Genomic DNA, 26,179 nt, shown 5'->3' with positions numbered 1-26,179 from the left:
GCCAACTACAAAACGACTCTACTTCATAAATTTATCGATTGCCTGATTCAGGCGTTCAATGGCTTCCATATCATTTTCTTCTACCGCTTCTACAATACAGTGGTTCAAGTGGTTTTTCAGTACTACTTTTCCGGTATTATTGATGGCAGAACGTACTGCTGCCAATTGGATCAGAACATCACTGCAGTCTGCATCCTTTTCAACCATGCGCTTGACTGCTTCCAGATGTCCAATGGCTTTTGACAGACGGTTTATTACTGCTTTTTTCTCTTCCGGGCTATGAACATGACCATGTTCGTGCATATGGTCATGCATATGCTCATGGCTATGACTATGTTCATGGCAATGTTCTATTCCATGCTCATGAAGATATGCATGGTCTATCTCTTCCCTGCTGGAAATCAAACTCTGGGAATCTGTATATTCATCTTGTATCATTATTTCTCATTCCTTTCGAAGGTACTTCATCCAGTCTTTAATCTCTTTTTCATGTCCATTATCGCTTGGCTCATAGAATTTTGCATCCTGAATCTCATCTGGAAGATATTGCTGCTTTACATAATGATCCGGATAATCATGTGCATATTTATATCCGATTCCATGTCCAAGGTTTTGAGAGCCTTTATAGTGAGCATCCTGCAAATGCGGCGGAACCGTTGTCTTGTGGGATTTTACATTCTCCATTGCACTGAAGATGGCATTGCAGGCAGAATTACTTTTCGGTGCCGTTGCCACATACAACACTGCCTGAGACAGAATAATCTGGGCCTCCGGCATTCCAACCCGTTCCACAGCCTGGGCTGCAGATACTGCCACAGTGAGCGCCATAGGATCTGCATTTCCCACATCTTCCGAAGCGCAGATCATAATCCTTCTTGCAATAAATTTAATATCTTCTCCTGCATACAGCATTTTGGCCAGATAATACACCGCGGCATCCGGATCAGATCCCCGCATACTTTTAATAAATGCGGAAATCGTATCGTAATGATTATCTCCCGTCTTATCATAACGTACCACACGCTTCTGGATACATTCCGAAGCCACATCCAGTGTAAGATGGATCTTTCCGTCGCCATTTCTCTCCGTCGTCAAGATTCCCAACTCCACTGCATTCAGTGCGTTTCTTGCGTCTCCCCCGGAGACATCTGCCAGGAATTCCAAAGCATCCTCCTCAATTACCGCCTCGTAGCTTCCCATTCCTTTTTCTACATCATAGACTGCCCGGCGCAGTAATGTCTTAATATCTTCTTTCTCCAGCGGATATAACTCAAAGATACTTGACCTGGAAATCAACGCTCCATTTACCTCAAAATATGGATTCTCTGTCGTTGCTCCAATGAGAATAATCGTTCCGTCTTCCACAAACGGAAGTAGATAATCCTGCTGCCCTTTGTTAAAACGATGAATCTCATCTACAAACAGAATCGTCTTTCTCTGATACATGCCCAGCATCTCTTTTGCTTTAAGTACAACTTCTTCCATATCTTTTTTTCCGGCTACTGTGGCATTGATCTGGGTAAATTCTGCACTGGTCGTATGTGCAATCACCTTTGCAAGTGTTGTCTTGCCGGTTCCCGGAGGACCATAAAATATAATGGAACTTAACTTATCTGCCTTAATCGCACGATATAAAAGCTTCCCTTTTCCGATAATATGCTGTTGTCCCACTACTTCTTCCAAAGTTGTGGGACGCATTCTGGAAGCAAGCGGTGCTTCCTTATCCATATTTTTTTCTCTGACATAATCAAATAAATCCATCTATTCCACCTCTTCCATCAGCTCTCGGATCACTTCACCGGCAAGCAGAAGTCCTGCGATTGGAGGAACAAATGACACACTTCCCGGCAATGACCTTCTGCTTCCTTTCTCTTCGTCCGTCGTTCTTTGTGACACATCTATCGGCTTCTCCCTGGAATACACGACTTTCAGATGATAAATCCCTCTGGCACGCAATTCTTTACGCATTACTTTGCATAATGGACAGACACTGGTCTTGCTGATATCCGTAATCTCAAACAGCTCCCCATGGAGTTTATTTCCTGTTCCCATACTGCTGATAATCGGAATATCCAATTCCAGAGCTTTTTCAACCAGAGCGATCTTAGCTGTGACCGTATCAATCGCATCAATAATATAATCTGGTCTCTGTTCAAAGATCTGCTCCATATTCTCAGGCAATACGAACATTTCATAAGTAATCACTTCCGTCTGTGGACAGATATCTGCAATCCTCTCTTTCATCACACGGGTTTTATATCGTCCGACTGTGCTGTGATATGCAATGGACTGTCGGTTAATATTGGTCAGAGACACCGTATCATTGTCCACCAGGATCAGCTTTCCCACACCGCTTCTTGCAAGCGCCTCGATACAATGGGATCCGACCCCGCCGACGCCGAGTATCATCACCGTTGCATGTCTTAATCTCTGTAATCCTTCTTCTCCTATTAATAATTCCGTTCTGGAAAATTCATGAACCGCCATATTCTTCTTCCTGTTCCGTCTGTTTTTTATATTCTTATTCTTTGGTCTGACAGATCTTTTAATTCATAATTAATTGATCCACTGTTACAAATTCAAATCCTTTTTTCTGCAGGATATCAATGATTCGAAGTGCAGCATCCACACTGGAATCATAACAATCATGTAACAAAATAATATCATTTTCTTCTGCTTCCGTCACTACTTTATTTACTATTTCATCTACGTTTTCCGTCGTCCAGTCCAGAGGATCTATGGTCCACATGACCGGAAGAACCTCGATCTCCATCTCCAGATTACGTTGCCACAGGCCAAACGGCGGCCGCATATATTCCACTGATTTTCCAGTAATTGATGTGATTACTTTATTTGTATCCAGAATTTCCTTTTTTGCTTCTTCATCAGAAACCTTTGTAATCTCTACATGATGATACGTATGATTCCCAATCAGATGCCCCTCTTCATCCAGTCGTTTCACCAGTTCAGGATTCTCTTTGGCATTCTCTCCGATCAGGAAAAATGTAGCCTTTACATTTCTCTCCTTTAATCCGTCTAGCAATCTTCCCGTACATTGACTGCTTGGGCCATCGTCAAATGTAATCGCTATCTTCGGCGGCTCTTCTACCATAGAGGAACTAACAAAGGCAATTGCATCATCCACTTTATTCGTTTCTTCTTCCTCTTCATCTTTCTGATTCTGATATACAGATATTCCCAATACCTGAAGCAGGCACAAGGTATAGAACAATCCACACAACATCTTTATCTTATTACATCCGGTTTTCTTCACCAAACCTTCCCCCGTTTATCTATTCTTTCTTTATTTATATGTTTCAGCAGAAACTGGTATGTAATTCATTGCATTCTATATATGTTAATGCTATGCTATAAGCACTACGTTTCAGGTCTACAAGGAGGTTCTATAATGTCAGACACTAAGACAAAAGATACTCCCGTACAGGAGAACAAGATGGGAACCATGGCGGTTCCAAAATTATTAATCAACATGTCGCTGCCCATGATGATCTCTATGCTGGTGCAGGCACTTTATAATGTAATTGACAGTATGTTCGTAGCGCAGTTAAATGAAGAGGCTCTGACTGCTGTATCTCTCGCTTTCCCAATCCAGTCTCTGATGATTGCTGTTGCATCTGGAACTGGTGTGGGAATCAATGCCCTTCTTTCCAGAAATCTCGGCGAAAAGAATTATACTGGGGCTAATAATGCCGCCAAAAACGGACTTTTCCTTGGTATCGTAAGTTGTATCATCTTTGCCATGCTTGGCGGAATTGGCTCACACTTTTTCTTCACAATTCAGACAGATAACCCAAAGATCATTACCTATGGTACACAATACCTGACCATTATTACGTTATGTTCCGCCGGCATTTTCCTTCAGATTACTTCAGAGCGGCTATTGCAGTCTACCGGGAAGACCATTTACAATATGATGACCCAGGGCACTGGAGCTATTATCAATATCATTTTGGATCCAATTCTGATCTTCGGCTGGTTTGGATTCCCAAGATTAGAAGTTGCAGGTGCTGCCATTGCTACAATTATCGGACAGATTACAGCTGTATTCATGTCTTTTTACTTTAATATCAGAAAAAATAAGGAAATTAATATAAGCCTGAAAGGATTTCGTCCGCATCTACAGACCATTAAGACCATCTACGAAGTCGGAATCCCTTCTATTATCATGCAGGCAATCGGTTCTGTCATGACTTTTGGCATGAATAAAATCCTTTTGATCTTCTCTTCAACAGCAGCTGCTGTATTCGGTGTATATTTTAAATTACAAAGTTTTATTTTCATGCCTGTCTTTGGTCTGAATAACGGCATGATTCCGATCATTGCCTATAATTATGGTGCCAGAAATAAGAAAAGAATCATTCGGACAATTCAACTCAGTGTTCTGATTGCCATATCCATTATGCTGATTGGACTCATAATCTTCCAGACACTTCCTGATTTTCTGCTTAGGAATCTGTTTGATGCCTCAGAAAATATGCTGGCAATCGGTGTACCGGCGCTTCGGATTATCAGCCTCAGCTTCCTGTTTGCCGGATATTGTATCATTGCAGGTTCCGTATTCCAGGCACTGGGAAATGGAATCTATAGTTTGATCGTATCTGCGGCCAGACAACTTTTTGTGATTCTTCCGGTCGCTTATACATTTGCAAGATTATTCGGGCTTTCTGCAATATGGTGGGCGATTCCGATTGCAGAGATTGTCTCCGTCATTCTGTCTACAATCCTGCTTCGCCATATCTATCTTCAGAAAATCAAACCTTTAGATGAATAGACACCAAACGGGACGATATGTATCTCTATCGTCCCGTTCCTGTATTTTATTTCTTTTTCTTCATTTCTTTTTTCCTGACACTCCATCCAAATGTTCCCAAAGATGCTCCCAGACTCAAGTATTCTCCATGTGAATATGTCAGAAGTCCTGTAGAATTCAATTCAAACTTTCCATTTTTCTTCATATATTTTTCATCCACCTGGACAGCCTTCACTTCTGCCAGAAACATATGATGTGATCCCAGTTCCTTTACTTCCGTTACTTTACACTCAATATTGACCGGGCTTTCCTGAATGATCGGAGCATACTCCAGCTTTTCTGCCTTCCCTTTTGTGAGCTTCATTTCTTTCCATTTGTCCACATCTCTTCCTGATCTCACCCCACACCAGTCTGTAGCATAGGCCAGTTTCTCCGTAGTCAGATTCACTACAAACTCTCCGGTTTCTTTGATCATGTGGTATGAATAGCGTTCCGGCCTTACGGATATATATAACATCGCAGGATCTGAGCAGATGGTTCCTGTCCATGCAACCGTCAGGATATTAGAATTTCCTTCACGGTCTGCCGCACTTACCATGACTGCCGGAAGGGGATATAACATATTGCCAGGTCTCCATATCTGTCTTCCCATATCTCATCCCTCACTGTTTTTAGTTTTGAGTTCTGTTTTATTGCTGCAAAGCACCTACCAACGTTGGAATCAACTGCTTCTTTCTGGATACCACTCCTTTTAATATAATCTTGTCTGTACCCTCTTTTAAATCAAATGCATCAATAATATACTCTTTGGCATTGTTGCCACAGCAGATTAATTCCGTAGATTCATCCAGAATATCCGTCAGCATAAAATAAATCATCTGCAGATTCTGTTCTTCTAACACCTTCGGCAGATGTGGCTCTATAATTTCCCGGATTTCTGCCAATTCTTCTTTATTCATAGAATTGATCTGACCCACTCCAAACACTGTATCATTTACCGTAAACTGTTTGAAATCCTGGAAACAGATCTCATCCGCAGTTTTACCCTGAAGATTACTTCCTGCTTTGAACATTTCTCCAGCCATCTGTTCCATATCAATGCCTGCAATCTTGGAAAGCTTCTTCGCCGCCTTTTCATCGATTTTCGTACAAGTTGGTGAACGGAACAGCAATGTATCGGAAATAATTGCTGCACACAATAATCCAGCGATTGTTGGCGTAATCTTCACACCAGATTCTTCATACATCTGACATACAATTGTTGCCGTACATCCTACTGGCTGATTACGGAAAAATACAGGCCCCATCGTCTCGATACTTCCCAGTCTGTGATGGTCTATGATCTCAACGATCTCAGCTTCTTCAATTCCATCGACTGCCTGAGATTTTTCGTTATGATCTACCAGAATAACCTTCTTTTTGCTGACATCCATAAAACGACGTCTGGATATCAGACCTTTAAAACGTCCATGACGATCAAGGATTGGGAAATCACGGAATTTCTTTTTTGTCATGACTTCCTTAATATCTTCTACATAATCATTCATCTGGAACGTAACCAGTGGCGTCTTTGTCATAAAATGCTTAACTGGAATACTTTGATTGATCAGACGTGCTGCCGTAAATGTATCATGCGGAGTGCTAATAATCACAATACTCTGTTCTTCTGCACGTTGAATCAATTCTTCTGATACTTCTGCTCCCTGGCAGACTACCAGACAGCTTGCGTCAATGTCCATCGCACAACTCTGAGATTCATAACGGTTTCCCAGAATAACCAGATCATCTTTTTCAATAAATTCTTCCATCAGATCTGGATTGGATGCTGCAATCGTTACTTTCCCTTTGGTAAAATATCCATGTTCATTTCCGGTAATTAACGTTCCATCTAAAGTCTTTACAATATTACGATACTGTGTTTTTGCTGAAGACAAAATTCGATTATCATAGACTTCCATATAAGAAGTTGCAATATCTCCGGTAGAAATCACACCCACCAATTCCTCGTCCTTCAGAATCGGAAGTGTCTTGACATTCTGTTCCTTCATCTTTGCCCAGGTATCTTTAATGGATACATTTGGTTCCACACCTTCCATCTTATGAATATCCATATCCTTTACCTGCAATTTCACGTTGGACAACAAATCTGGTGGATCCACTTTGAATTTCTTTAGAACATAATGCGTCTCTTCATTTATCTGTCCGGCTCTTCTGGCTACATATTCATTGCCAGTCAGCTGTTTTTTCAGGTGTGCATATGCAATTGCAGAACAGATAGAATCAGTATCTGGATTCTTATGTCCTACTACATATACCTTTCCTGCTTTCTTTCCCATATATTCACATCCTTAGTTTTTATTCATTTTATTTTGCTTCCCATAGTAAGAGTGCCATTTTTTCTTACTTTCGTCAACCATAAATTCTTGGTTCTTCTGTTTTTTTCTTTGAACATCTCCCAGGTTTTATGCTATACTGAACATATCATGTGAGAACGTAGAGTCTCGATATATAGAAAGGGAATTTTACAATGAGCGAAGAATTATTACGAGAAACAACAACAGAACCTGTTGCTGATGCTGCAGCAGAGACCATGGCAGATCTGGAAGATCACTTTGATGATGCAAACCCTTGGAATCTTGTAGAATCTTACATGGAAAAAGGCACGGTGCTTCCTGTGAAAATCGAAGGAATCGTCAATGGCGGTGCTATTGCGATGGTAGAAGGACTTCGTGGATTCATCCCTGCTTCAAGATTATCCTTATCTTATATTGAAGATCTGGAAAGCTACCTGTTAAAAGATATCGAAGTGAAAGTCATTGATGTTGACCAGGCTAACAACCGTCTGGTACTGTCTGCACGTGAGATATTGAAAGAAAAAGAGAAAAAGGCTATGGAAGAAAAGATTGCTAATGTAAAAGTTGGCAGTGTTGTTACCGGCAAAGTAGAAAGTCTTCAAAACTATGGAGCATTTGTTCGTCTGGAAGACGGACTGTCCGGACTGGTTCACGTTTCCCAGATTAGCCAGAAACGTGTAAAATCACCAAAAGATGTATTGAATGAAGGCGATGAAGTGACCGTTAAAATCATCGGTGTGAAAGACGGTAAGATCAGTTTGAGCATGAAAGCTTTAGAAGAAGTTCAGGAGGAACCAGAAGAAAAAGTTGTCATTCCAAAGTCTGAAAACATTGGAACCAGCCTGGGAGATCTCTTCAAGAACATCAAATTATAATTCCAAAAAGAGGACAGGAGAATTCTCTCTGTCCTCTTTTTCTCTATCCCCGTAAGGTTGCGATCAAACGTTTGGGATATTCGAACAATTCCAAGGCATCTAAAATAGAAGTAACACAGATATCTGCTTCCAGAATCAGCTTTCCGTACATTCCTTCCCGGTCTGTCACCGCAATGGACAGGCCACTAACAGCACACATCTGACAGTCATTTCGCCCATTCCCAATTGCAATGCAATGTTCCGCGCCCAATTCTGTGACAATACGAAGCTTTTCTTTCATCGCATCATCCCCGGGAAATGTCATAATTGTAACTGGAATATCCTCACACATCTGACTGGCAGTTCCATGGGTGTCTGCTGTCAGAATGTATATCTTAAAGAATTCTGCCAGACATCTGATCTTCTCTTTTACATCTTCTGGAATTTTTCCATCCGTTGCAATCGTTCCATTATAATCCAGAACCAGATAATCCAGTGTTAATACTTTATATCCTGGAATTTCAATTCTCATACTACTTCTGCTTCTCCCTAAAATATTCATCCACCAATGCCGCCGCATCTTCAACACATTGTGTACAGCATACCAATGGCTGAGGGCCCTCCATATTTTTCAAATCTCTGCAGTAAATCGAACGATTCTTTTCACGGAACTTTTCTGCTGCTTCGCGGAACTTCGCGTAAGTATCCATCTTGGTCGCCAATGGTTTTTCCATATCCCCGGCACTGTTCGCAAGGCTGATAATCAAGAACATTCCTGTCACTGCACCGCAAGTATCTTTCAGACCTCCCATACCCAGACCAAATCCTTCCGTCATTCTGAACATATCTTCTTTCTTAACGCCCAGTTCTTCGCAATATGCGCAGGCAACTGCCTGACAGCAATTATAGCCTTTTTTGAAATTCTGTACTGCAATTTCTTTCTTCGCTTCCATTTTTTCTTCTCCCTTTACCTCAGAATCCAAATCATAGTTTCCCTATTTTTCAGGCTTCATCTGTTCCAGATCACGTAGCCAGCTTGCCACACAGGCATCACTTGGCATCCTCCAGTCTCCTCGTGGAGATAACGCTACCGTTCCAACTTTTGGTCCATCCGGCAGACATGAGCGCTTAAACTGTTGCGTAAAGAATCTGCGGCAGAAAGCTTCCAACCACTTGTATATCGTTACATCATCATACTCTCCTCCAAAAGCATATCTGGCAATTCGATAAATCTTACTTGGCTCATACCCAAACCGAAGCAGATAATATAAGAAGAAATCATGCAATTCATATGGTCCCACCAGATCTTCCGTCTTCTGCGCAATCTTACCATCTTTTGGAGGAAGAAGTTCTGGACTTACTGGTGTATCCAACACATCATAGAGAACAGCCTTAAGGTCTTCATCTTCACAAGTATCTGCATAATAATGTACCAGATGTCTTACCAATGTCTTCGGGACCGATGCATTAACACCATACATGGACATATGATCCCCATTGTAAGTCGCCCATCCAAGAGCAAGTTCAGACATATCACCAGTTCCGATAACAATTCCTCCGGTTTGGTTAGCCACATCCATCAATACCTGCGTACGTTCTCTGGCCTGAGAATTTTCATAAGTGACACTATGATCTTCTGGATCATGTCCGATATCTTTAAAATGTTGTTTTACTGCTTCCCCAATTGGAATCTCCCTTAAAGTTGCACCTAACTTCTGTGACATCTTACATGCGTTCTGATATGTTCTGTCTGTCGTTCCAAAACATGGCATAGTCACAGCTACGATTCCTTTCCGATCCATCCCCAACGCATCAAATGCCTTGGCTGTAACCAGCAATGCCAGCGTAGAATCCAGGCCACCGGAGATTCCAACTACTGCACTCTTCGCCCATGCATGAGACAACCTTTTTTTCAATCCCATTACCTGAATTGTCAATATCTCTTCACAGCGTCTTGCGCGTTCACTTTGCACACTTGGTACAAACGGGCGTGAAGGAAATGTTCTGGTCAGCTTTGTCTCAGTGGATTTTAATTCAAACGGAATACGCATCAGCTTCCGTTCTCCTGTCGTCTGAAACGTTGTATTTTTTCTTCGCTCACTCAACAAACGCTTCATATCCAACTCTGTATAAATTGCCCCATTATGGAAACGTTTACTGGAAGCCAATATCGTTCCATTCTCAGCAATGATATTATGTCCACCAAATACAAGGTCCGTTGTAGATTCCCCTTCTCCTGCATTTGCATAAATATATCCACAGATCAGACGGGCAGACTGTCCCTCAATCAGACTTCTGCGATAAGAGTCTTTTCCAATCGTTTCATCACTGGCAGAACAGTTAACGATCAATGTCGCCCCCTCTCTTGCAGCTTCAATACTTGGAGGGATCGGCGACCAGACATCTTCGCAGATCTCTGCTGATACGATCAACGACTCCATCGAAGATGCTGTAAACAACAACTGAGGACCAAACGGAATCATTTCCCTATCAAACAGAATCTCTCTTGCTTTTTTCGGTCCTGGCCGAAACTGACGCATCTCATAAAATTCTCCATAATTCGGAAGAAATGTCTTAGTCGTCAAGCCCAGAATCTTTCCTTGATTTAAAGCTGCTGCCACATTATATAATTCCCCGTCTATTGCCAGTGGCACTCCAACAAATATCAAAGCATCTTTGCCTACAGTATGTTGCGCAATCATATGAAGTGCCTGCCGCGCATCTTCTAACAAAACATCCTGCATAAATAGATCGCTGCAAGTATATCCGGTAATACATAACTCTGGAAATACGATAATCTTAGCATCTTCCCGAACCGTCTCATCTATCAGATTACAGATATGTTCTGTATTGTATGCTACATCTGCGACCTTAATATCTGGAGTTGCCGCCGCCACTTTTACAAATCCGTGTCTCATCTTCTTCTCCCCACCTCTTTATTTACTTCGTTTTATAATATTCTTTAATTCATCTACCGTATATCGATACGCTGTATTGCAGAAATGACACTTCACTTCAATGTCCTCTCCGTCATCAATCATCTCCTGAATCTCTTTGCGCCCGATACTGACCACAGCCTGTTCCACTCTTTCTTTCGAACAATTACAGTAGAATTGAGTTGGCACTGTATCTGTAATCTCCAATCCAAGATTGCCAAGCAACGTTTCCAACAATTGCTCCGGTGTATATCCCTGATCCAGAAGTGCTGTCACCGACGTCACATTCTTTAAGTTCTCTTCCAACTGACTGATTGTCTTTTCTTCTGCAAATGGCATAAGCTGAATAATAAATCCACCGGCACAACGAACGGTATTATTCTTCTCCATCAAAACTCCTAAGCCTACTGAAGACGGAACCTGTTCAGAATTGGCAAAATAATAAGTCAAGTCTTCTGCAATCTCGCTGGATACCAGAATCGTCTGTCCAGAATATGGTTCTTTGAGTCCCATATCCTTAATAACTTGCAATAATCCAATGCCAACAGCTCCGCCAACATCCAGTTTACCATTTTTAGGTGGCAATACTACATCCGGATTTCCCACATACCCTTTAACATTGGCATGACTATCCGCTGTAACCGTAATTCCCTGAATTGGTCCATCTCCACGAATCTGTAAGGTCAACATATCCGTATCATTTTTCATCATGCTTCCCATCATAGCTCCTGCTGTCAGGAGACGTCCCAACGCTGCTGTTGCTACCGGGCTGGTATTATGGTGTTGTCTTGCAATCTCCACCACCTGTGTTGTTGTCGCAGCAAACGCCCGGATCTGATTATCTGCCGCAGTTGCTCTTACAATATAATCTTTCATTTTCTATCTGCCTTTCTTATTTCAATCTTCTTATTTTCCACATTCCTGTGCTACCACACAGATACGCTCACTTGTATACAATGGAGCATCCTTCGTGTATGCATCATACGCTGTCACATAACGAAGTCCTGCTTTTTCAATCAAATTCCTTATTCTCTCCAAAGTATATGCCCTCTGATAATGAACCTCCTGGTACTTGCGATACAACTCGGGATCTTCCTGACTCTGTACAAACAACGTCAGTTCATATTCATTGATCTTCTGCTCTTCATCATAATAATTATCCCAGATAAAGCTACATTCTTCCCGTTCTTCCGCAATCACCTGCTCTCCGAGAATCTCCTGATACTTATATTCTGTATTAAAATCAAAGATAAATACACCTTGAGGATCCAGATAGTTATTCACCAGACGGAAGACCTCCGTCAACTCCTCCTCATCCGTCACATAATTCACCGAATCACAGACACTGACCACAGCTCTCACCGTACCATACAATTCAAACTCCTGCATATTCTGCAACAAGTACAGAATATCATGTCCACTCTCTATTCGCTTCTCCATCGCAAGCTCCAGCATATCCTCCGAATTATCCACGCCAATCATATCATACCCCTTCGACGCCAGAAGTTCCGTCATACTGCCTGTTCCACAGCCCAACTCCAATACCAGTCCATCTGCAATACCATATTCCCGCAATAATTTCCACAAATAATCAGCCCATTCCTCATATGGGACATTATCCATGAACGTATCATAAACCACCGCAAAACTTGTATAAGCCTCCATGATATTCCATCCTTTCCGTAATATGACTGGACTTATTATAGCATGGGAGCTTCATTTTAACAATTGGGGACGTAGACTTTTGAAAAAAGTCTACGTCCCCAATTAAAAAATGTGGTGTACCCATTCGTCATTTGTGGTGTACCCATTCGCGTTATTTTGTTAATCTATTCCTTCTGTCTCAATGATGAATTTTGTACTTCCATTGACACCATCCTTGATTCCTGCGAAGGATTTGTAATTTCGACTTAATGTCTTCATAGCATCAATTCGTGATGTTACATTCTGGATATCTCCGTTGAATAGTTCTGTTAATTTATCGATGGCGGATTCTTTATATTCCGCCATACCATCTGAAAGCTGCTGATTTCCGTCTGCCAGTGCACTTGCGCCATCTGCGACCTGCCCGGCGCCGTCTGCAAGCTGGCCAACGCCAGACGTCAGTTGGGAACCGCCAGCTTTCAGAGACTGTGTTCCTGTAGATAACAGGCTGCTTCTTTCATTGAGTTTTGCTGCTCCTTGTTGTAATGCAATTGCTCCTTCATACAGGTCCGAAGTTCCTTGCACTAATGATGTGCTTCCATCATTGAGCTGGCTTAAACCATTCTGTAAATCTACAGTTCCGGCATACAATTGCTTTACTCCGGCTGCTAATGCTGGAGCTCCTGTAACTATCGGTCGTATATTATCTTTAATTGTAGATTTCACAGTATCTGCGGTCTGATTCATTGTATTCGTAAATTGTGATTTCAATAATTCTTCATACTGTCCACTCAGATTTGAAATATAAACAGTCTTTGTTGTCTTAAGATTAGTAAATGTATCCTCCGGTATATTCTTAACCGATATTTCTGCCATTTGATATGCCATATCACTGATTGACTGTTCTTGCGCCGGACTGAGTGTAAGGCTGGTATTCTCACTTAATGTGTTATTTAATACAGTAATCCCATCACTGATTGACTTTGCGGCTGCAACAACGCCTACTCCTGTTTCTGTTCCGACTCCAGTGTATCCGGCTACCAGCTGGTCTGCCCCGACTTTTGCAGAAGAAATGCCTGCCTGCGCTGTCTGCGCACCAGATTTTAAAGCTGCTGCTCCATTTGCCACAGAAGTACTTCCACTTGCGAGCTGGCTTACTCCGCCTACATACGCATTCACTCCATCTGCCAGAGTATTCATTCCACTTGCCAATTCACCACTCTTATCATTCAGCGTATTCACACCGTCAGATAAGGTCTTAGATCCATCGGCCAGTTCTTTCGCCCCATCGGCTGCAGATTTCGAACCTTCTACCAACTGATTGGTTGCATCCTCTAACTGCTCGATGGAGCCTTCCAGATCATCAAAACTGTCGATGTTATCCAGATCTATTTCATTCAAAAGCTCTGCAGAGGCAAGTGTAATGGTCGGTTCCACTGATGCATCTTCTACATCGGCCGTAATCGTTACACTATCTGGGATATCTACATCTAGATTCTGAAGATTCATATTCTCTTCCAGTCCCGGGAATGCCACCCCGACAATAATATCTTTGTCAGCGTCTGAAATAATCTTACCATTATCAATTGTCACATTTTTATAACCATCCGTTGGAAGCATCATCGCTGTGACCATGGTAAACGGTGTATACATTTCCGCATTTTCTCCACCTACATCTACCGTTTCTTTGGATTTATTCTCATATTCAAAATGAATCTCTAACTTCCCGTCTTTCCCTTCCAGTTCCTCTGGGGAAATGCTTTCCCCATCCAACTTATAGGATACTTTTACATCCACCGGTAGTTCTTTGTCTATCGTTCCCTGATAATAAATGTCATTTCCCTCAGATTGCCATTGCAAAGAGCCATCCGTTCCTTCATTGAAGCTCTCTTCTCCTTTAATATTTTTAATGTCATTCAATTTTGTCGAATCTTCAAATGTTCCTTTTTCTGGATTCTTCAGCCATTCCGTAACTGTCGTCTTCATTGGATGACCAGAAGCGTCAGCCTTCACATAAACGGATTCTTCTTTATAAAATTCTCCATCATCACCCGTATCACTGTCTCCCAGAACTTGTTCTGCCGTTTCCTGCAATACTTCTGTATCTTCTTCGGCCTGAACCTCAGATGCATGATTATAATATCCATAAGTTCCTGCAAGTCCTGCTGCTATAACCACCGCCATAGAGCCTGCCATTACTTTTTTTGCTTTCTTATTCTTCATGAAGATTACCTCCTAACCAGATCTACGCCTTTTTCGGCAAAAAGTCTTTACTTGTCTTAACAATTACCTTATCAAATACCATAAACATAGATGGCAGAACAAATACAACCACGATCATACTGATCAATGCTCCCCTTGCCATCAGAACACACAGAGAACTGATCATATCAATATTGGAATAAAATCCTACCCCTATCGTTGCTGCAAAGAAACTGAATGCGCTTACCATGATGGAACGAGCCGAAGCTCGATGTGCGGTCGTAATTGCATCATATTTTCCTGCTCCATGATTTCGTTCTCGTTTATACCTTGTTGTCATCAAGATTGCATAGTCCACCGTCGAACCCAGCTGAATCGTTCCGATAACGATAGAGGCTACGAACGGCAGCGTCGTTCCGGTATAGAACGGAATTCCCATATTTACAAAGATTGCAAACTCAATGACTCCAACCAGTATCATCGGCAGCGAAATGGATTTGAAAAGCAATAATATGATGATAAATATAATTCCAATCGATACTGCACTGACCGTCTTAAAATCTTTATCCGTAATTTCAATCAGATCATTGGTCAGCGGTCCTTCACCGATTAACATTGCACCTTTGTCATACTTATCCAGAATCTGATTAATCTCTGTAATCTGTCCGTTGATCTCATCCGAAGCCACTTTATACTGTGAATTTACCAACAATAATTGATACTTGTCATTCTTCAGCATACTGGTTACAGAATCTGGCAGCATATCAGTAGGAATACCAGGCCCGACCAGTTTATCCAGGCCAAGTGCCCACTTCACTCCATCTACCTTATCGATTTCCTTCATCATCTTATTCACATCTGAAGACGAGACAGAACTGTCGACCAGGATCATGTGAGTCGTATTCATATCGTAGTCTTCTTTTAATTTCTCATTTGCAATAACACTTGGCAGATTTTTCGGGAGAGATGCATCCAGGTTATAGTAAACGCTTGTATGGCTATTTCCGTAAATTGCCGGGAATAAAAGCACCAGGAAAAGTGCTACATATACAAGATAATGTTTGGTAACCCGATCCGATATCTTTCCAATATCTGGCAATAGCGGTTTATGCTTCGTCTTCTCGATGAATTTGTCACAACAAAGAATCATAGACGGAAGAACTGTAATACAAGCTATTACTCCAAAGACAACGCCTTTTACCATAACAATACCGATGTCCAGGCCAAGTGTGAACGTCATGAAGCAAAGCGCAATAAATCCCGCGATTGTAGTGACAGAACTTCCGATTACAGAGGAAAATGTCTGCGAAATCGCATGTGCCATCGCACGTTCTTTATCACCATTATAACGAATCTGCTGTTCTTCATAACTATGCATCAGGAAAATGGAATAGTCCATCGTTACTCCTAATTGCAGCACTGCGGCCAGTGCTTTCGTAATATAAGAGATTTCCCCTAAGAAATAGTTACTTCCAAGGTTATATAAGATTGCCATTCCGATACTCAACAGAAACAGTACCGGCACAAAGAAGGAATCCATTGTAATTCCAAGAACAAGTAATGCAAGAGCCACTGCGATTAATACATAAAGCGGCGTTTCCTTCTCAGCGAGATTCTTCGTATCAGTTACAATTGCAGACATTCCACTTAAAAAGCACTGCTTTCCGGCAATGGAGCGAATCTCTTCTATAGCCTCCATTGTTCCATCCGAAGATGTCCCTTCATCAAAAAAGATTGCCATCATCGTTCCTGTATCTGAATTAAATACCTCGTAGATATTATCCGGCAGCATGCTCTCTGGTATAGATATATCTGCGATGGAATCGTACCACAGGACATTTGCCACATGGTCTACCTTTTCAATCTTTGCTTTTAATGCTGCCACATCTTTATCTTCCATGCCATCTACAATAAACATGGAAAATGCTCCTACCCCAAAATCATCCGTCAAAATATCCTGACCCTGCATAGTCTCAATATCATCCGGCAGATAAGTAAGAACATCATAATTGACTCTGGTATTGACATACCCCAGTACAGATGGAATCAACAATAAGATACTTATGATCAGTATCGGCACTCTGTACTTCACTACTTTTTTTCCAAAGTTAACCATACTCATTTGCTCCTTTTCATTTTCTGACTATCAGTCATTTATTACAATATGCACTATACATCAAAAATGACTATTAGTCAATATATTTTTGACTTTTAGTCATTTTTTGTATAAACCTCTTGCCAACAGCCAAAAACTCTGTTTATAATAAAGAACGAGGAGAAAAATTATGGGAAAAGTTGACGAAAATAAACGTAAGAAAAAAGATGCACTTTTTAATACTGCATATGAATTATTTACTACAAAAGGCTTCAATACTACTGCCATCTCTGACATCGTAGAAAAAGCAGGCGTTGCAAAGGGTACATTCTATCTGTATTTTAAAGACAAATACGACATCAAGAATAAACTCATTGCCCACAAGACACATGAACTATTCCATGCCGCCAACCTCGCACTGGCTGCATCCAATGTTCAAGGACTGGAAGAACAGTTGATTTTTATCATTAATCATGTCATTGATGCCTTAAAAGATAACAAATCTCTTTTAAACTTCATTTCTAAGAATCTTGTCATGGGCGCACTGAAATCTGCACTGCTGACCGGTGAAGACTCAGACACAGAATTATATGAAGCCTTTCTCAAAATGGTCGAGCAGGATGCATACTCCTATGAAGATATAGATGTCATGCTGTTTACGATTATCGAACTTGCCGGTTCTACTGCCTATAATTCTGTGATATACGAAGAACCACTTTCCATCGAGCAATATAAACCATTTTTATATCGTACCGTCAAGCTTATCATCGAGAGTCATCGCATGAAATAATCTGTTTTTCACCCCCATGGGGGCTTGTTTTCCTTCATTCTGGTAACGTAATATAGTGTTGACATCAAAGATTATTCTGAGGAATGAAGGGAGAGATGCTCTATGCATATGGCTGATGCTTTGGTCTCACCGGCAGTGGCAGGAACAATGTATGCCTGTTCCGCAGCGGCAGCAGCTTATTCTGTAAAAAAGGTACGATTAGAAAGTGATCCAAAGAAGATTCCCGTTATGGGCGTAATGGGTGCATTCGTATTTGCGACCCAGATGATTAATTTCACCATTCCGGGCACTGGTTCCAGTGGGCACCTATGCGGAGGTATGCTACTATCAGCGTTACTTGGACCATACGCTGGATTCCTCACCATGATTGGAGTGTTGCTCATCCAATGTCTGTTATTTGCAGACGGCGGTCTTCTGGCGCTCGGATGTAATGTCTGGAACATGGCATTTTACGGATGTTTCATTGGTGCCCTTCTTATCTGGAAGCCAATCATAAAAAAAGGATTTACCAAAGGCAAGATTATTGCTGCCTCCATCTTAGGTTGTGTTCTTACCCTACAGCTTGGAGCATTCAGTGTGACACTGGAAACTCTCGCTTCTGGCATAACGGAGCTTCCATTTACTACATTTGCAGCAACCATGCAGCCGATTCACCTTGCTATCGGTTTTGTGGAAGGACTTATTACTGCAGCCATTCTGGTATTTGTACACGATGCACGTCCTGAGATGCTGTATCATGGAGCGGAATCGGCAGTCTCCAAAGGTCGTTTTTCATTTAAAAAGACGGTAACTATTCTTGCCGTTCTGGCAATCGTAATCGGAGGAGGATTATCTCTGGCAGCATCCTCTGATCCGGATGGTCTGGAGTGGTCCATCGAAAAGATTACCGGTTCTACGGAAATAGAATCTGAAGGCGGTATCTATGAAAAAGCCGGTTCCATACAGGAAGCCACCGCATTGCTTCCAGATTATGCTTTCAAAGATTCTGATTCTTCTTTTGGAACAACATTTTCAGGAATCGTAGGTGGCATAGTCGTTATAGTTGTCTGTGTCGGAGCATGTTATATATTTAAATTTTTCAGGAAGAAACGAGTATCATGAGCAAAATTGGTAACGCAATCTATGAGATTCATCATATGGATATGCTTTCATCAAGAGACCAGTGGGTGAACCATCTTCACCCACTGGTTAAATTTGTTTTGACTGTTCTTTACATTACAACCGTGGTCTCATTTTCAAAATATGACGTCATTGGACTCGCCGGAATGTTCGTCTATCCTCTGGCAACATTTCTTCTGGCTGATTTGTCTTTCAAGGACAGCCTGAAGCGCCTCCGGGTCATTCTGCCTCTCATATGCCTGATTGGAATCCTGAATCCATTTTTTGACAAAATACCTGTATACATCGGCACATTTCGTATCAATGCCGGAGTATTATCTATGATTACACTCATGATGAAGGGAGTCTTCAGTGTTCTGGCATCCTACCTGTTAATTGCAACGACTTCTATCGAACAGCTATGTTACGCATTTCGCTTGATTCATATTCCACAGATCCTGGTCACGCAAATTCTGCTCACATACCACTACATTTCCCTTTTATTAGAAGAAGTGAACCGCATCACACAGGCATATTCCTTAAGAGCACCAAAGCAAAAAGGGATTCACTTTAAAGTCTGGGGATCTCTTACCGGTCAATTGTTACTTCGGAGCATGGATCGTGCCAGTAACGTATATGAAAGCATGACTCTCAGGGGATATACCGGAGACTTTCATTATATAAATGAAAAAGTGTGCTGGAAACCTCAGGACTTTGTATACTTTTTCCTGTGGCTGAGCATCATTCTACTCTTTCGAAGATTTCCAATGCTTGTCATAATAGGACGGGCGATAGGTCATCTATTTTAATTATGGATTCTGATTACATATTTTGATTACATGTTTGATAAATATCAAGGAGGATTGCATTCTATGAGTCACATACATATTGACGTTAAAAATGTATCTTTTAATTATGAGCCTGGAGAAGAAAATCGGATTTTGAAAGACATCTCATTTCACGCCTCAGAAAGCGATGCCATCGGCCTGGTCGGGGCAAATGGCGTCGGCAAATCCACCCTATTAAAAATACTTGTCGGGCTGTACTTGGACTTTAACGGAGGCATCCGCATCGAAGAAATCCCAGTACAAAAAGAGACTCTTCCCCAGATCCGAGAAAAAATCGGATATGTATTTCAAGATTCCGATAGCCAGCTCTTCATGTCAACCGTCTACGAAGATATCGCATTTGCCCCAAGAAACTATGGTCTCCCGGAAGAAGAAGTCCACAGAAGAGTTGCAAAAGCCCTCGAAATGACCGGAATCAGCCACCTGAAAGATAAGCATATCTACAAACTGTCCGGCGGCGAGAAAAAACTGGCATCCATTGCCACCATCCTCTCCATGACTCCTGACATCATCCTGATGGACGAACCCTCCATCGCACTGGATCCCAGAAACCGCAGGAACCTGATCCATATCCTAAACTCCTTCGAACACCTGAAGATCATCGCATCCCACGATCTCGACATGATCTGGGACACCTGCGAGCGAACTATATTAATGGCAAATGGAAGAATCATCTGCGATGGACCAACGAAAGAAATCCTGTCAGATAAAGAATTGTTAGAAAAAAATGGGTTGGAGTTGCCATTGCAAATGGGGACGTAGTATTTTGTAAAAATACTACGTCCCCATTTGCAAAATGCCCTGTACCTTTTTGACTTAAAATTCTTTTTTCTTAATAATTTTCAATGAAATCAGGTATGAAATTATCGTTGATGCTATACAGATTAATATAATTGCAATAATTGTTGTCGACAATTTCGCCTCAAAGATGGAATCAAGAATTGCTTCTATATCGATTCCCATTTTTCGTCCTATATATACCATCAGATAAATCGCTATGAAAAGGCATCCCCACACTGCAAGCAATGCCATTCGACTTTTTTCTGCTTCGAACTTCAGCTGTAAAGGTATGGTAAATGCCAGCATTATTATTACAATCAGAAAGCTTGATATCACTGTAGCTCCCCATTCTTCCAATGTATATTCAATGGATTTGGCAAAAGCTACCGCATATGCTATTGCAGACACCCCCGCAAGAGAGGCTGCTGTGGATATCAGACCGAACACATATTTCTCTCCTACATATTCCTTCCGGGTAATTGGAAGTGTGAATAAATATGCCATTCCATTGTTATATTGATCATAACTGATCGTGCTTAATGTAAAAATCGATATCATGATTGTAATGTAACTTATGACAAAATCTGGATTATTTGAAACCACTAAAAAGATAATTCCCATCATGGATACCGTCAAAAAAAACTGCTTTTGATTTTTTAATAATTTAAAATCCTTAATCAATAATCCTTTCATTACTTTTCACCTCGCACCATCATCATGATTACTTCGTCAATACTTCCTTTTTCAATTACAATTGAAGGGTAATTCTCCAGATAAAATTGCTTCTGATTCGTCAGGCAGCTATATCCGAACTCTTCTTTCTTATAGCGAAGAATATATTCTTTTTCCAAATCACGATACTGCTCATCTGTCACTTTCAAAAGTGCATAATCACTTAATAACACATCTGTTTCCTCGTGCATAATTATCTGCCCATGATCAATCATATATATATCATCACAAAAACCTTCCAAATCCGTAGAAATATGGGAACTAATCAGAATGGAACGGCCTTCTTGCTCCATATATTCTCTTAACATCTGCAGAAGACTGTCGCGTGCAAGCACGTCAAGCCCTGCTGTCGGTTCATCCATAATCAACAGTTCTGCATTATAAGAAAGCGCTGCCAGCACTTGGAGCTTTCTCTTCATTCCCGTTGAAAATTCTTTGATTTTCTTATTCAATGGCAGCTGAAATTCTTCACATTTTTCTACAAATCTGTCTCGATTAAATTGTGAATACAAGTTCTCCAGCACTGGAATCAGATCCTTAATACTTAAGTATCCACTAAACTCCGAATCGGCTAATACGACCCCAATACGCTCCCGGTCCTCTGGTCTGAGCTGATCTGGCGTCCTTCCCAGAATCTCTATCTTTCCACCATCCGTATGAATCAATCCAAGTATCGCTCTAAATGTCGTACTCTTTCCAGCTCCATTTGCCCCTATCAGACCTGTGACACACCCTTCCCGGACCTCCATCGAACAGTCCAGTGCAAAATCCTTATACCTCTTCTCAACATTCTCCAATCTCAACATCTGCTAATCCTCCAAAACAATCCGAAATAGTTCCGTAATCTCCTGATTACTCATTCCACAGCTTCTGCCTTTTCGGATGGCCATTTCCAAATCAGCTTCGACTTCCTTTCTCTTCTCTTCCAGCATCATCTCCTGGTTGGCAAAAGCAACAAAGCTGCCTTTTCCATGGACTGTGATCACAAATCCTTCCTCCTCCAGGGCATCATATGCTTTCTTCACCGTCAGCGCACTGACGCGTAGTTCCTTCGCTAGCGTACGAACCGATGGGAGCATCGTATTCTCCTGCAATTCCCCTTGCATGATCTTGCCTTTCACCTGATCCACAATCTGATCATAGATAGGCTGCATAGAAGAATGATTAATAATCAACTTCATGTCATCCCTCCTTCGTTATAAACAGTATATAACTGTTTATAACTGTTGTCAACTGTTATATACTGTTTTTTCAATAGGGGACGGGGGTTTTTTCATTTTCCTCCGTCCCAGATTCAATTTACTGTGTCCCCAATTGCACAAAAAATCAGGCACCTTGTGATGCCTGATTTTTCTATCTATATTAGCATTAACAAATCTTACAGATCCATCCTTCTGGTGCTTCGATATGCCCCATCTGGATTCCGGTCAATGTCTCGTATAACTTCTTGGTCACTGGTCCCATCTCGTCCATTCCGCTTGGGAAGCAAATCTCTTCGCCATGGTCTACGATCTTTCCTACTGGCGAGATGACTGCTGCTGTACCACAAAGTCCGCATTCTGCGAAATCTTTGACTTCATCGAAGTATACTTCTCTTTCTTCTACTTCTAATCCAAGGTATTTCTCTGCAACATACATCAGAGAACGTCTTGTAATAGATGGGAGAATTGTAGTGGACTTCGGTGTTACAACTTTGTTATCTTTGGTAACAAAGATAAAGTTTGCTCCGCCGGTCTCTTCTACTTTTGTTCTGGTTGCTGCATCCAGATACATGTTCTCATCAAATCCCTGATTGTGTGCGTCTACGATTGCATGTAAGCTCATAGCATAATTCAGACCAGCTTTTACATGGCCTGTTCCATGCGGTGCTGCACGGTCGAAGTCACATACTCTGATGGTGATTGGCTTAGCGCCGCCCTTGAAGTATGGTCCTACCGGAGTTGCAAACATTCTGAACTGATACTCCTCTGCCGGCTTTACCCCAATTACAGAGCTGGAGCCAAACATGTATGGTCTGATGTAAAGTGTTGCTCCAGATCCGTATGGCGGAACATATGCTGCGTTTGCTTCTACCACCTGTTTTACTGCATCTAAGAATCTGTCTTCCGGGAATACAGGCATCTCAAGACGCTTTGCGGAATCTACCATTCTCTTTGCATTCAGATCCGGGCGAAATGTAACGATATGTCCATCTTCCGTAGTATAGGCTTTTAATCCTTCAAAACATGTCTGTGCGTACTGCAATACACCTGCACATTCATTTATTACGACATTGGCATCGGAGGTCAATGTACCTTCATCCCACGCTCCATTCTTATAATTGGAAACGTATCTCTTATCCGTCTGCATATAGCCAAATCCGATATTAGACCAGTCAATATTTTTCTTTTCCATTTTCTATTCCTCCGTCCTTAGATAAATAACTAAATATATGATCTGCAATTATTATAATACGCTCATTTTCAAAATTCAAGAGTGCGCTCTGTTTTTTACAAAAAACCTTTTATCGTTCCATCATGCTGATAGATTCAATCCCGACACTTCCGCCCCGCACAACTTCAATGCTCTTGAATTCTTCTTTCATCAACTTGATTACCGCATCATTCTTCGTTGCCGTCTGGACAAATTCCAGCAGAAGGCTGTCTTTGCCATAATCAATGACCTTTGCCTTAAATGTCTCTGCAATCTGGAATAATTCCACCTTATCCTCCGGTGTGCATTTGCGCACCTTAATATACATAATCTCTTTCATACGAACAAATACATCCGTAAAATCAATGACCTTGATGACCTCTACCAGACGGTTCAGCTGCTTCTTAATCTGCTCAAATGTCTCATCATCACTGACTGTTGCAATGGTCATTCTGGACACAGTAGGATCTTCCGTAGTACCTACAGTCAGACTGTCCAGATTATAGGATTTTCCGGAAAAAAGTCCAGATATTTTCGAAAGGACACCCACCTGATTTTCCACATACAGAGATATCCAACGTTTTTTCATTCCATTATTACTCATCTTGACCTCTCCTTTCCTCTTAACAATCCAATATCATATCTTCCAAAGTTCCGCCCGGCTGTATCATCGGATATACCAGATCCTCCGGATCGATTTCAAATTCAATAATGACCGGCGTCTTCTTACTCTTCATTGCTTCCCGGAAGGCAGGTTCGATCTCTTCCTTCTTGGTCACGCGGATTCCTTTTGCCCCATAACTCTCTGCAAGCTTGATAAAATCAGGTGTATATTCTGGGCAAGGCACCTCACCACATTTTCCCCGGCAGGCCGCCCCGGAACGCAGACAAGTCATTGAGTACCGCTTACCATAGAACAACTTCTGCCACTGGCGTACCATCCCCAGATTACTGTTATTGAAAATGCAGGAGATAATCGGAAGTTCTTCCAGTACAGCTGTCGCAAGCTCCTGGATATTCATCTGCATTCCGCCATCCCCGGAAATGGAGATAACCGGAGTATCAGGATTGCCGATCTTCGCTCCAATTGCACCCGGAAGACCATATCCCATGGTTCCAAGTCCACCCGACATAAGAAGTTTCTTCTTTTCCGTAATCTCAATAAACTGTGCTGTGAACATCTGATGCTGTCCAACATCCGTCACCACGATTGCCTCATCAAATACTCGATTGATTGTCTCAATGACATCCTGTGGTGTCATGATCGGCTTCTGTTTCATCGTAAGTGGATGTTCCATCTTCCATTCACCGACCTCATCCAGCCATTTCTTCGTATTACATTCTGTTACATATTCCAGCATCTTAGTAATAGCTTCTTTCGCATCTGCTACGATCGGCACATCAACTTGCACATTTTTCGAGATAGCCGCTGTGTCAATATCTATATGTACAATCTGCGCATGCGGTGCGAAGGAATGGAGCTTTCCGGTAATTCTGTCATTAAATCTGGTTCCAATGGAGAATAACAGATCACACTCATTTACCGCCATATTGCAGGCATAGGCTCCATGCATTCCCAGATTGCCTACATATAACGGATGATTGGTCGGGATTGCTCCTCTTCCCATGACGGTTGTCACAACCGGTACATTCGTCTTATTCACTAATTCTGTAAATTCCCGATTGGCATGCGCGATATTTACACCGCCTCCCGCAAGAAACAGTGGTCGTTCCGCTTTACTTAACATCTTAATCGCCCGTTTCAATTGTCCGATATGAACATGCGTATTCGGCTTATATCCACGGATATTGACATCCGTCGGATAATCCGAACTTCCTAATTCTGCCATCACATCTTTCGGAAGGTCAATCAACACCGGTCCCGGTCTTCCGGTCCTTGCAATGTAAAACGCTTCTTTCAAGATACGTCCCAGATCCTCTCTGTTGCGTACCGTAACACCATATTTCGTAATACTTCTGGTAATTCCTACAATATCGACCTCCTGGAATGCATCATTTCCAATCAGATGTCTTGCTACCTGTCCGGTAAAGCATACCAACGGAACACTGTCATAATAGGCCGTTGCAAGACCCGTCACCAGATTCGTAGCTCCCGGTCCGCTGGTCACCAGACATACCCCAACTTTGCCTGTTGATCTTGCATAGGCATCTGCCTCATGCACCAGCGCTACTTCCTGCCTTGGAAGAATAACCTTCGTATAATCCTGCTTATACAGTTCGTCGCTGATATCAATGGTACATGCTCCAGGATAACCGAATATGGTATCTACCCCTTCCTCTCTCAACGCTTTCACTAATAATTTGTTTCCACTGATTTTTTTCATAAAATACCTCCTGTTCCCAAAGAAATATCCTTATCCTCAACTGCGAAAAAAAGCCCTAAGCCTATGCTTAGGGCGAATGATTCATCCGTGTTACCACCTAAATTCAAAGAGTCATCTCTTTGCACTCTGCCAATACGGGAGATATATTCTTCTCCGATATTGCTCCCCTCTAACGCTGGGACTGCGTTGAAGTCTACTCGAATCATCTTCCGCAATTCTTTCGGTTCACTGCTCAAAGGCTACTTCCATAAATCCATCACGAAGATTCGCACCACCCATCTTCTCTCTTGGCATCAGGTGCTTATGTACTCCTCCTTG

The 26,179-nt window shown here is 41.8% G+C and carries 25 protein-coding genes and 1 other annotated feature (1 of these 26 only partly in view); of the genes, 6 read left to right on the top strand and 19 right to left on the bottom strand.

What is annotated here, in order from left to right; all coding sequences use genetic code 11:
- Positions 1-18: 18 nt before the first annotated feature.
- The 4 genes from JQM81_RS03130 to JQM81_RS03115 are packed head-to-tail and all read right to left on the bottom strand — an operon-like array spanning position 19 to position 3,244.
- A complete protein-coding gene (locus tag JQM81_RS03130) occupies positions 19-438 on the bottom strand; it encodes a metal-sensing transcriptional repressor (RefSeq protein WP_331473037.1) in 420 nt (139 codons plus the stop codon).
- 6 nt (positions 439-444) lie between these two features.
- Positions 445-1,761: a replication-associated recombination protein A gene (locus JQM81_RS03125; RefSeq protein WP_235232074.1), complete on the bottom strand. Its 1,317-nt coding sequence runs from the start codon at positions 1,759-1,761 to the stop codon at positions 445-447.
- A complete protein-coding gene (locus JQM81_RS03120) occupies positions 1,762-2,487 on the bottom strand; it encodes a tRNA threonylcarbamoyladenosine dehydratase (protein ID WP_235232073.1) in 726 nt (241 codons plus the stop codon).
- A gap of 58 nt (positions 2,488-2,545) precedes the next feature.
- Complete coding sequence (locus JQM81_RS03115; RefSeq protein WP_268826434.1) at positions 2,546-3,244, bottom strand: polysaccharide deacetylase family protein; 699 nt, start codon at positions 3,242-3,244, stop codon at positions 2,546-2,548.
- 165 nt (positions 3,245-3,409) lie between these two features.
- On the opposite strand from JQM81_RS03115, the gene JQM81_RS03110 reads away from it, so the two are divergent.
- The gene (locus JQM81_RS03110; RefSeq protein WP_235232071.1) at positions 3,410-4,792 is read left to right on the top strand and encodes an MATE family efflux transporter; all 1,383 of its coding nucleotides are present in this window, start codon (positions 3,410-3,412) and stop codon (positions 4,790-4,792) included.
- A gap of 46 nt (positions 4,793-4,838) precedes the next feature.
- On the opposite strand, the gene JQM81_RS03105 is transcribed toward JQM81_RS03110, so the two are convergent.
- Both JQM81_RS03105 and JQM81_RS03100 read right to left on the bottom strand, forming a co-directional pair.
- The gene (locus JQM81_RS03105; protein ID WP_235232070.1) at positions 4,839-5,423 is read right to left on the bottom strand and encodes a flavin reductase family protein; all 585 of its coding nucleotides are present in this window, start codon (positions 5,421-5,423) and stop codon (positions 4,839-4,841) included.
- A 37-nt stretch (positions 5,424-5,460) separates the two neighbouring features.
- Complete coding sequence (locus tag JQM81_RS03100) at positions 5,461-7,107, bottom strand: putative manganese-dependent inorganic diphosphatase (protein ID WP_235232069.1); 1,647 nt, start codon at positions 7,105-7,107, stop codon at positions 5,461-5,463.
- A 191-nt stretch (positions 7,108-7,298) separates the two neighbouring features.
- Between JQM81_RS03100 and JQM81_RS03095 the strand changes: the two genes are divergently transcribed.
- Complete coding sequence (locus JQM81_RS03095) at positions 7,299-8,000, top strand: S1 RNA-binding domain-containing protein (RefSeq protein WP_235232068.1); 702 nt, start codon at positions 7,299-7,301, stop codon at positions 7,998-8,000.
- Positions 8,001-8,043: 43 nt separating this feature from the next.
- Here the strand turns inward: JQM81_RS03095 and JQM81_RS03090 are convergent, their stop codons facing one another.
- The 7 genes from JQM81_RS03090 to JQM81_RS03060 form a co-directional block, all read right to left on the bottom strand.
- The gene (locus tag JQM81_RS03090; protein WP_235232067.1) at positions 8,044-8,511 is read right to left on the bottom strand and encodes an HAD family hydrolase; all 468 of its coding nucleotides are present in this window, start codon (positions 8,509-8,511) and stop codon (positions 8,044-8,046) included.
- A 1-nt stretch (position 8,512) separates the two neighbouring features.
- The gene (locus JQM81_RS03085; RefSeq protein ID WP_235232066.1) at positions 8,513-8,932 is read right to left on the bottom strand and encodes a C-GCAxxG-C-C family protein; all 420 of its coding nucleotides are present in this window, start codon (positions 8,930-8,932) and stop codon (positions 8,513-8,515) included.
- Positions 8,933-8,974: 42 nt separating this feature from the next.
- Complete coding sequence (locus JQM81_RS03080; RefSeq protein WP_235232065.1) at positions 8,975-10,897, bottom strand: NAD(+) synthase; 1,923 nt, start codon at positions 10,895-10,897, stop codon at positions 8,975-8,977.
- 18 nt (positions 10,898-10,915) lie between these two features.
- The gene (hslO, locus tag JQM81_RS03075) at positions 10,916-11,791 is read right to left on the bottom strand and encodes an Hsp33 family molecular chaperone HslO (RefSeq protein WP_235232064.1); all 876 of its coding nucleotides are present in this window, start codon (positions 11,789-11,791) and stop codon (positions 10,916-10,918) included.
- Between the two features lie 30 nt (positions 11,792-11,821).
- A complete protein-coding gene (locus JQM81_RS03070; protein WP_235232063.1) occupies positions 11,822-12,580 on the bottom strand; it encodes a class I SAM-dependent DNA methyltransferase in 759 nt (252 codons plus the stop codon).
- Between the two features lie 159 nt (positions 12,581-12,739).
- Positions 12,740-14,782 (bottom strand): hypothetical protein, encoded by a 2,043-nt coding sequence (locus JQM81_RS03065; protein ID WP_235232062.1) that lies wholly within the window; start codon positions 14,780-14,782, stop codon positions 12,740-12,742.
- A 22-nt stretch (positions 14,783-14,804) separates the two neighbouring features.
- On the bottom strand, positions 14,805-16,877 hold the full coding sequence (locus JQM81_RS03060; RefSeq protein ID WP_235232061.1) for an efflux RND transporter permease subunit: 2,073 nt from the start codon (positions 16,875-16,877) through the stop codon (positions 14,805-14,807).
- 169 nt (positions 16,878-17,046) lie between these two features.
- On the opposite strand from JQM81_RS03060, the gene JQM81_RS03055 reads away from it, so the two are divergent.
- The 4 genes from JQM81_RS03055 (at position 17,047) to JQM81_RS03040 (ending at position 20,354) form a co-directional block, all read left to right on the top strand.
- Positions 17,047-17,646, top strand: coding sequence for a TetR/AcrR family transcriptional regulator (locus tag JQM81_RS03055; RefSeq protein WP_235232060.1), 600 nt, complete (start codon positions 17,047-17,049; stop codon positions 17,644-17,646).
- A gap of 102 nt (positions 17,647-17,748) precedes the next feature.
- Positions 17,749-18,747 carry an energy-coupling factor ABC transporter permease gene (locus tag JQM81_RS03050; RefSeq protein WP_235232059.1) on the top strand — a complete coding sequence of 333 codons (999 nt, stop codon included), beginning with the start codon at positions 17,749-17,751 and terminating at the stop codon, positions 18,745-18,747.
- Positions 18,744-19,553 carry a cobalt ECF transporter T component CbiQ gene (gene cbiQ / locus JQM81_RS03045; protein WP_235232058.1) on the top strand — a complete coding sequence of 270 codons (810 nt, stop codon included), beginning with the start codon at positions 18,744-18,746 and terminating at the stop codon, positions 19,551-19,553. Before JQM81_RS03050 ends, cbiQ begins: the two co-directional genes overlap by 4 nt.
- A gap of 63 nt (positions 19,554-19,616) precedes the next feature.
- A complete protein-coding gene (locus tag JQM81_RS03040) occupies positions 19,617-20,354 on the top strand; it encodes an energy-coupling factor ABC transporter ATP-binding protein (RefSeq protein ID WP_235232057.1) in 738 nt (245 codons plus the stop codon).
- Positions 20,355-20,408: 54 nt separating this feature from the next.
- Here the strand turns inward: JQM81_RS03040 and JQM81_RS03035 are convergent, their stop codons facing one another.
- The 6 genes from JQM81_RS03035 to ilvB form a co-directional block, all read right to left on the bottom strand.
- Positions 20,409-21,065 (bottom strand): ABC-2 transporter permease, encoded by a 657-nt coding sequence (locus tag JQM81_RS03035; protein ID WP_235232056.1) that lies wholly within the window; start codon positions 21,063-21,065, stop codon positions 20,409-20,411.
- Entirely contained in the window at positions 21,065-21,910 is an 846-nt protein-coding gene (locus tag JQM81_RS03030) for an ABC transporter ATP-binding protein (protein ID WP_235232055.1), read from the bottom strand. Before JQM81_RS03030 ends, JQM81_RS03035 begins: the two co-directional genes overlap by 1 nt.
- A gap of 3 nt (positions 21,911-21,913) precedes the next feature.
- A complete protein-coding gene (locus JQM81_RS03025) occupies positions 21,914-22,285 on the bottom strand; it encodes a GntR family transcriptional regulator (RefSeq protein ID WP_235232054.1) in 372 nt (123 codons plus the stop codon).
- Positions 22,286-22,472: 187 nt separating this feature from the next.
- Positions 22,473-23,498, bottom strand: a complete 1,026-nt coding sequence (locus JQM81_RS03020; RefSeq protein ID WP_235232053.1) for a branched-chain amino acid aminotransferase — start codon at positions 23,496-23,498, stop codon at positions 22,473-22,475.
- 109 nt (positions 23,499-23,607) lie between these two features.
- Positions 23,608-24,120, bottom strand: coding sequence for an acetolactate synthase small subunit (gene ilvN / locus JQM81_RS03015; protein WP_235232052.1), 513 nt, complete (start codon positions 24,118-24,120; stop codon positions 23,608-23,610).
- A 19-nt stretch (positions 24,121-24,139) separates the two neighbouring features.
- Complete coding sequence (ilvB, locus tag JQM81_RS03010; protein WP_235232051.1) at positions 24,140-25,861, bottom strand: biosynthetic-type acetolactate synthase large subunit; 1,722 nt, start codon at positions 25,859-25,861, stop codon at positions 24,140-24,142.
- A 65-nt stretch (positions 25,862-25,926) separates the two neighbouring features.
- Positions 25,927-26,179, bottom strand: a binding site (T-box leader); it runs 13 nt beyond the window's last position.

This window comes from Faecalicatena contorta (assembly GCF_021531895.1).
Classification (GTDB): domain Bacteria; phylum Bacillota; class Clostridia; order Lachnospirales; family Lachnospiraceae; genus JAFBIX01.
This window is presented reverse-complemented; position numbering and strand designations above follow the sequence as displayed.

Excerpts from the sequence above, each read along its gene's own strand:
- JQM81_RS03125 (WP_235232074.1), bottom strand. The coding sequence starts at position 1,761 with ATGGATTTATTTGATTATGTCAGAGAAAAAAATATGGATAAGGAAGCA.
- JQM81_RS03090 (WP_235232067.1), bottom strand. The coding sequence starts at position 8,511 with ATGAGAATTGAAATTCCAGGATATAAAGTATTAACACTGGATTATCTG.
- JQM81_RS03020 (WP_235232053.1), bottom strand. The coding sequence starts at position 23,498 with ATGGAAAAGAAAAATATTGACTGGTCTAATATCGGATTTGGCTATATG.
- JQM81_RS03050 (WP_235232059.1), top strand. The coding sequence starts at position 17,749 with ATGCATATGGCTGATGCTTTGGTCTCACCGGCAGTGGCAGGAACAATG.
- JQM81_RS03085 (WP_235232066.1), bottom strand. The coding sequence starts at position 8,932 with ATGGAAGCGAAGAAAGAAATTGCAGTACAGAATTTCAAAAAAGGCTAT.
- JQM81_RS03040 (WP_235232057.1), top strand. The coding sequence starts at position 19,617 with ATGAGTCACATACATATTGACGTTAAAAATGTATCTTTTAATTATGAG.
- JQM81_RS03080 (WP_235232065.1), bottom strand. The coding sequence starts at position 10,897 with ATGAGACACGGATTTGTAAAAGTGGCGGCGGCAACTCCAGATATTAAG.
- JQM81_RS03035 (WP_235232056.1), bottom strand. The coding sequence starts at position 21,065 with ATGAAAGGATTATTGATTAAGGATTTTAAATTATTAAAAAATCAAAAG.
- JQM81_RS03070 (WP_235232063.1), bottom strand. The coding sequence starts at position 12,580 with ATGGAGGCTTATACAAGTTTTGCGGTGGTTTATGATACGTTCATGGAT.
- cbiQ (WP_235232058.1), top strand. The coding sequence starts at position 18,744 with ATGAGCAAAATTGGTAACGCAATCTATGAGATTCATCATATGGATATG.
- JQM81_RS03055 (WP_235232060.1), top strand. The coding sequence starts at position 17,047 with ATGGGAAAAGTTGACGAAAATAAACGTAAGAAAAAAGATGCACTTTTT.
- JQM81_RS03130 (WP_331473037.1), bottom strand. The coding sequence starts at position 438 with ATGATACAAGATGAATATACAGATTCCCAGAGTTTGATTTCCAGCAGG.
- JQM81_RS03065 (WP_235232062.1), bottom strand. The coding sequence starts at position 14,782 with ATGAAGAATAAGAAAGCAAAAAAAGTAATGGCAGGCTCTATGGCGGTG.
- JQM81_RS03030 (WP_235232055.1), bottom strand. The coding sequence starts at position 21,910 with ATGTTGAGATTGGAGAATGTTGAGAAGAGGTATAAGGATTTTGCACTG.
- JQM81_RS03110 (WP_235232071.1), top strand. The coding sequence starts at position 3,410 with ATGTCAGACACTAAGACAAAAGATACTCCCGTACAGGAGAACAAGATG.
- JQM81_RS03105 (WP_235232070.1), bottom strand. The coding sequence starts at position 5,423 with ATGGGAAGACAGATATGGAGACCTGGCAATATGTTATATCCCCTTCCG.
- hslO (WP_235232064.1), bottom strand. The coding sequence starts at position 11,791 with ATGAAAGATTATATTGTAAGAGCAACTGCGGCAGATAATCAGATCCGG.
- JQM81_RS03120 (WP_235232073.1), bottom strand. The coding sequence starts at position 2,487 with ATGGCGGTTCATGAATTTTCCAGAACGGAATTATTAATAGGAGAAGAA.
- JQM81_RS03100 (WP_235232069.1), bottom strand. The coding sequence starts at position 7,107 with ATGGGAAAGAAAGCAGGAAAGGTATATGTAGTAGGACATAAGAATCCA.
- JQM81_RS03095 (WP_235232068.1), top strand. The coding sequence starts at position 7,299 with ATGAGCGAAGAATTATTACGAGAAACAACAACAGAACCTGTTGCTGAT.
- JQM81_RS03115 (WP_268826434.1), bottom strand. The coding sequence starts at position 3,244 with ATGTTGTGTGGATTGTTCTATACCTTGTGCCTGCTTCAGGTATTGGGA.
- JQM81_RS03060 (WP_235232061.1), bottom strand. The coding sequence starts at position 16,877 with ATGGTTAACTTTGGAAAAAAAGTAGTGAAGTACAGAGTGCCGATACTG.
- ilvN (WP_235232052.1), bottom strand. The coding sequence starts at position 24,120 with ATGAGTAATAATGGAATGAAAAAACGTTGGATATCTCTGTATGTGGAA.
- JQM81_RS03025 (WP_235232054.1), bottom strand. The coding sequence starts at position 22,285 with ATGAAGTTGATTATTAATCATTCTTCTATGCAGCCTATCTATGATCAG.
- ilvB (WP_235232051.1), bottom strand. The coding sequence starts at position 25,861 with ATGAAAAAAATCAGTGGAAACAAATTATTAGTGAAAGCGTTGAGAGAG.